The 6354-nt window shown below is 33.2% G+C and carries 4 protein-coding genes; 1 reads left to right on the forward strand and 3 read right to left on the reverse strand.

Annotated elements, in window-relative coordinates; translation table 11 throughout:
* Positions 1–304: 304 nt before the first annotated feature.
* Complete coding sequence (locus tag VLC96_RS00030) at positions 305–1819, reverse strand: SusD/RagB family nutrient-binding outer membrane lipoprotein (protein ID WP_325259815.1); 1515 nt, start codon at positions 1817–1819, stop codon at positions 305–307.
* Positions 1820–1822: 3 nt separating this feature from the next.
* Positions 1823–5128 (reverse strand): SusC/RagA family TonB-linked outer membrane protein, encoded by a 3306-nt coding sequence (locus VLC96_RS00035; RefSeq protein WP_325259817.1) that lies wholly within the window; start codon positions 5126–5128, stop codon positions 1823–1825.
* Between the two features lie 338 nt (positions 5129–5466).
* On the opposite strand from VLC96_RS00035, the gene rnhB reads away from it, so the two are divergent.
* Entirely contained in the window at positions 5467–6126 is a 660-nt protein-coding gene (gene rnhB / locus VLC96_RS00040) for a ribonuclease HII (protein WP_325259819.1), read from the forward strand.
* A 43-nt stretch (positions 6127–6169) separates the two neighbouring features.
* Here the strand turns inward: rnhB and VLC96_RS00045 are convergent.
* A partial coding sequence (locus tag VLC96_RS00045; protein ID WP_325259821.1) for a hypothetical protein occupies positions 6170–6354 on the reverse strand: 185 nt, incomplete at its 5' end.

Consider the following 6354-nt stretch of genomic DNA (forward strand, 5'->3'; position numbering starts at 1 on the left):
TCTGCGAAAACAGCAGTATCGGAAAAGCTAAAAAAATTAAAGAAAAGAAAATCCTCATTTGAAATGGTTATATATAGATAATTACTTTGGCGATTTTGGTGTCACAAAGGTAAATTATAAAAACGTATAAATAAAAAAACATAATAGATAATATAAAACCACAATCACTTCATTTTAAACAAAAAAAAAACCCTAATTACAAATGCAATTAGGGTTTTTCAAACTAAAATCAAAATATTTATCTTCAATAACCACAAATCGGATTATAATTAATCTTGAGTGATTAACTTAATTGATCTAAGGATTAGAATTTATCCCAAAACAATTTAGTAGTCATTTTATCTCCTCCAATATCTGAAGCAGCCTTACTATAATTTGTTCCATTTATAGTTACCTCTACTCCAGGATAAGTATATCTTACAGGAACCGTTTTAAATTCTTCCCCTCTATTTATAGCAGAAACAGGAGCTTTTAAAATTGGGAAATCTAATCTTCTATACGATGTCCAAGCTTCAAATCCTCTATTATAAAGAGCAAACCAAGCTTGTGTTCCAATTTTTTCTTTATAAGTTGCTCCACTAAGTGCATTATTATAATCAACTTTAGGGCTAGCAAGATAAGTTGTAATTGCAGGTTGAGCTACTCCCCAATCAGCCATAGAAGCTGTTATTCCAGCATCATAATATGTCTTAGCTTTAGCCGAACCACCTGGTATTAAATTTTTCTCAGCAGCTTCTGCTAATAAGAAATTTAATTCCGCAAAATCAAAAATAGTCCCTGGGAAAGCTGGATTATCTAAAGTTGCTGAGATATGTGAATACGTTGCATAAACATTTTGCTCACCATAAGTACCTCCAACGAAAGTTCTTCCTGCAGGAATAACAGGAGCTGGAGACGTAGCATTCACAAAATATTTAGGCATTCTTGGATCACCTCCAGGAACAACAGCATCCATAGCTGCTACAAATGGTTCAGCTGGAATAAAATCAAATCTTTTACTAGTTACTAGGTCAGCAAATAATGGATTCTGATTTCCTGTAGTAGTCAAATAAGTCAATTTTGTATTGTCCGCATTACTTGCTAATGGTCCAGAAGCAAGAGCAGCTTGAACTTGAGTAGCAGCATAAGTTGGATCTACATCAGAAAGATTTACAGCCATTCTAATGATTAACGAATTAGCAAATTTTGCCCATTTTGCATTACTAGCAGCCGTTCCTGTATAAATAATATCAGCAGCACCAAAGTTAGGATCTGCAGAATTTTTTTTCAAAATAACAGCATCTGCAGCTAATCTCTTAATAAGATCAGTATAAATAGTTTTAGCATCATCATACGCTGGCAAAGGATATTTTATAATATCAAGTGCTTGAGAATATGGAACATTCCCAAAAGTATCTACCAATACACTATAAGTATAAGACTCTAAAACATCGATAACTGCCAATTTATTTTCCTTAATAGCAACTTCAGATGGAGTCGCTGTAGGTAGAGCTGCAATCATCTTTTTTGCATCAAGCAAATCAGCCAAAACATCTCTATACATAACTAAGAAATGAGTATCAGGAATTTTTCTACCAGTAATATCGTATTGACTTTCATTAGGGTATGTAGTCTCTGTCCATTGTTGAGCAAACAATCTGAATACATTATTATTCACACTAGTACTTACCATTTGATCAACTAATTTTTTTTCTGCATTGGAAAACAAAAATTCTGATTTAGTAATAGTAGGTTTTTTTGGGTCAACATTCATCTCCGTAAGATCACTACATGAAAAAATCATGGTGATAGCAGGGATTAATAAAAATATTTTTTTCATGATTTAAAATTTAAAAGTTAGGTTACAACCAATGTTTCTAGTGGTAGGCAGTGAACCTCCTGAATAACCTGCAGATAAGTTTCCTGAACTTAATCCACTTTCTGGGTCAGCGTCTGGAAGATTTTTATCTATAACCCATAAATTTGAACCTACAATTGAGAATTTCATGTCGGTTAATTTCATTTTATTCACTAATTGAGTTGGGAAGCTATATGTAATATTTACCTCTCTCAATTTTATATAACTTGCGTCATAAATAAATGCTTTTTGTGGGTTTTTAGAATAACCATAAATCCCTCCAGATTTTTCAGGGAATGAAGTTCTTGTAGTATTTGGCAATCCTGTAACAGAATCCACACCCGGAAGTATAACTCCACCACCGTTAGCAATTGTATTTCTTACTGGATTTCCTAACTCATTATTTCCTGCAGTAGATTTATATAATCCAGAATCTTGTCCGTAATATTGATCTAAAGAGAAAATATCTCCTCCTTTTTGCATATCAAGTAAGAAACCTAATGAAAATTGTTTATAAGAGAATTTATTGCGAATTCCACCAATCCAATCTGGAGTTACATTTCCAATAACATTATTGGTTGTTGTAGTCATCTTATAAGATCCCTTTTCAACGATTCTTTGACCATCAGCAGCATAAACATAGTCTTTACCAATGATATCTCCATAAGCATGACCTTTTGTTGCTATTATACTAACATTACCTTGGAAAGAACCTAAAGTTAAAACGTCAACTCCTGGTGCTAAAGCGACTACAGTGTTCTCATTTTTAGACCAATTTACAAATACATCCCATTGGAAATCTTTGGTATGTACTATTCCAGCATTAAACTGAACTTCAATGCCTTTATTTTCTACAGAACCTGCATTGATATATTTTTTAGAATATCCTGTTGCAGTAGAGTAATCAACCGGGAATATTTGATCAGAACTTAAACTTTTATAAACACTTACATCAAATCCGATTCTTTTTTGAAGAAATTGCATCTCTAAACCTAATTCTTGAGATGTTGTTTTCACAGGACGTAAATCAGGATTAGCTCCAACACTCGGACGTGAATAAAGTTGGTTTGATCCAAATGGATTAAATTTGTCAAAAACATTTGTCAATGAATATGGGTCAATGTTTCCTTGTGGATTTTCAGCATAACTAGCTCTAAATTTTCCAAAATCTAACCAATCAGCTTTAAGATGTTTTGTAAAAACATAACTTGCAGAAGCTGAGAACGTGTTTACTGAATTGTTACCATATGGTAAAGTAGAGAAAGCATCATGACGTACTGTTCCATCCAAGAATATAAAATCTTGATATCCCAAAGAAGCAGAAGCGTACGCACTATTTACACCTGTATTTACTTCTGTTTCTATTGCATAAGGAGCAGCAGCTACTGAATTTGATAAAGCATAAATTCCAGGAATAATAAGACCTCCTTCAGTTGCACCAAGAGTTGAAGTACGTCTTGTTCTCAATGAGTTAACACCAAGCAGACCAGTTACAGAGAAATCTTCAGCAAACTTTTTATTAAAATTCAAAGTAAACTGATAGTTTTGCTCAGAAAACATACCATTATATTTTTGGTATCCTGAACCTACAGCTTGTCTAGGACTTGTTATACCAAATGTTGAATTTAGAGATCCAACAGCTTTTCTTTCTTCACGTAAATCTGAATAACTATCAGTACTTACTTTTGCTGTAGCTGAAATCCAATCTGCGAATTTGTAGTCTAATTGTGCATTACCAATAAAACGGTTTCTTTCGTCTGATTGATAGTTTTGATATCTTGTGAAATATGGATTGTCCCAATATTTTGGACTTGTATCACCATAAGCTGGATTACCCATGTTCCAAGAAACATTTTTTCCTCCTGAATTGAAATAAGCCTCTTTTTGTCCTTCAAGATCTACGTTAGTAGCCCACCACTGACGGAACAAGCCCATAACATTATCTCCTCCGTATCCAGTTGTGTTTCTACCAACTGTACTTTGTGCCATATAATTTGCAAAAACACTTGCAGACAATTTATCTGTAAATTTATGGTTCAATTTAACGCTTGCAGTGTTTTTCTTTAATTCACTATTTGGTAAAATTCCATTTTCTTTGAAATTGTTGTAGTTCAAAACAAAACTTGTTTTATCATTTCCATCTTCTAAAGAAACAGAATTATTGAATGTCTGGGCAGTTTGAAAAAACGTGATAGGTCCATTCTTAGCAGCTTGCCATGGAGTCTTTTTCCCATAGTTAGAAGAATATGGAGAATAAGCATCCCATTGAAAAACAGAAAGATTTGGATCAAAAGCAACTCCATAAGAAGCATCGTCAATTGTTGTTGCTACTTGATTTCCATTAGGATCAATTGTGAAAAAAGCACCTGTTCCGCCTACTGGGATACCTGCAGGGCTACCATCTGCTTTGTAAGTAGGTCCATAACCTTGACCATATCTATCTTGATATTCTGGAAAAGTTTTTTTATCTACAGTTCCAACAACAAATTCACTAGATACAGTTACACCCATTCCTTTTTTGGTTTTTCCTTTTTTGGTTGTAATCATAATTACACCATTACCTGCTTGCCATCCATATAATGCCGATGCAGCAGCACCTTTCAAGATATTAAGCGTCTCAATATCGTCAGGATTGATATCCATACCAGCATTACCGTAATCATAAGTATTACGAGCACCTTGGTTTTGAGCACCAGACCCTAAAGCTGTTGAGTTAGTATTAGAATTATTAATAGGCATACCATCTATAACAATCAACATTTGATTATCTCCAGTAAGGTTTTTTACACCTCTAGAAACCACGTTAGTAGATCCACCAAAGTTTGTGTTTTTTCTAATGCTTACACCAGCTGCTTTACCAGAAAGGTCATTAAGAAAGTTAGCTCCTGAAGCTCCAGCATTTAAATCACTTCCTTTAATTTCCTGAGTAGAGTATCCAAGTGATTTTTTCTCTCTTTTAATACCTAAAGCCGTAACTACTACACTTTCTAATTCGGTAGTATTACCACTTAATTTTACATTTGCATTTGTTGAACTAGCAACTAGTTCTTGAGTTTTCATACCAATGTAGCTAATTACCAAAACTTCACTTGGTGATGCATTGATAGAATATTTTCCATCAAAATCTGTTTGTGTTCCTGTTTTTGTCCCTTTTACTAATACACTAACGCCTGGTAAAGGCATTCCTGCATTATCGGTAACAATACCCGAAACAGTTCTTTCTTGCGCAAAGGTTAGTTGCGCTATTAGCACTACAAGTAGTACTAAGAGTCCATTAAACTTAAGTTTCATTTTTAAAAATTTTGAATTAGTAAGCGACAAACATCTTATAATTTTCTTAAAATAACAAGAAAAACAAAAACACGAAAACGTTTTCGGTTTAAGAATTATTTAACAAATGAACGAAAAAGACTCCTTTTTTTTTATTAAGCAATAATTATCAGCTATATAGCAAAAAGCTATATTACTTTGAATAATACTATTTTAACAAATAATTAACATTTATAAATTCACAAAAAAAGTTATTATTATTGAAATTTCTTCCCAATAAAACCACTTTTTTAACTTCATTTAACTTATTTTTTTGTTTATTTTCATAAAAATTGACAATATTTGCCAAAAGATTACATATGCTTCAAAAGAATTTTTCTTCATTCCTACTCGAAACCGGCACCGACGAAGCTGGACGTGGTTGTCTTGCCGGACCTGTAACCGCTGCAGCTGTAACTTTACCAGTAGATTTTGAAAACCACATTCTAAACGATAGTAAACAGCTTACAGAAAAAATAAGAGAAGAATTAAAACACATTATTGAAGCCCAAGCTCTTTCATTTGCTGTAACGCATTTGCATCCAAACGAAATTGACGAAATTAATATCCTAAACGCTTCGATGAAAGGAATGCAGGAATCCATTTTGAAATTAACCCACACTCCTGAATTTATAATTGTCGATGGAAATAGAGCGCTGAATGCTAAATTGGGTTTGAAGAACACTTTTGGAAAACAGTTTTCAAAAACTGAAATCGAATTTTTAAAGTCGATTCCAAATCAATGCATCATAAAAGGAGATTCAAAATTTTTGAGCATTGCTGCCGCATCCATATTAGCAAAAACCTATCGCGATGAATACATGAGCACTATTCATGAAGAATTCCCGATGTATAATTGGAAACAAAACAAAGGGTACCCAACTCCCGAACATAGAGAGGCCATCAAAAAATATGGCACTACCAAATATCACCGAATGAGTTTTAGGCTTTTGCCAGAACAGCTCAGTTTAGAGTTTTAAAAAAAAAAGGCATATCACATTGATAAGCCTTTTTCTTTTTTGTCTAAAACTGAAATTTATATCCAAAATCTGGTGAAAAACCTATTTGATCTTTCTGTTCTATGCTATTAGTTATTCGGTTGTAATCATACACAAACACATTCGTATGATTGGTCACGTTCTGTAAATCGACATAAAACTGATGGAATCGTTTTTTGTTTTTGCTATTAATCTTGATTCCAAATTTAA

The sequence above is a fragment of the Flavobacterium sp. genome (genome assembly GCF_035456085.1).
GTDB lineage: Bacteria > Bacteroidota > Bacteroidia > Flavobacteriales > Flavobacteriaceae > Flavobacterium.

Excerpts from the sequence above, each read along its gene's own strand:
- VLC96_RS00035 (WP_325259817.1), bottom strand. The coding sequence starts at position 5,128 with ATGAAACTTAAGTTTAATGGACTCTTAGTACTACTTGTAGTGCTAATA.
- rnhB (WP_325259819.1), top strand. The coding sequence starts at position 5,467 with ATGCTTCAAAAGAATTTTTCTTCATTCCTACTCGAAACCGGCACCGAC.
- VLC96_RS00030 (WP_325259815.1), bottom strand. The coding sequence starts at position 1,819 with ATGAAAAAAATATTTTTATTAATCCCTGCTATCACCATGATTTTTTCA.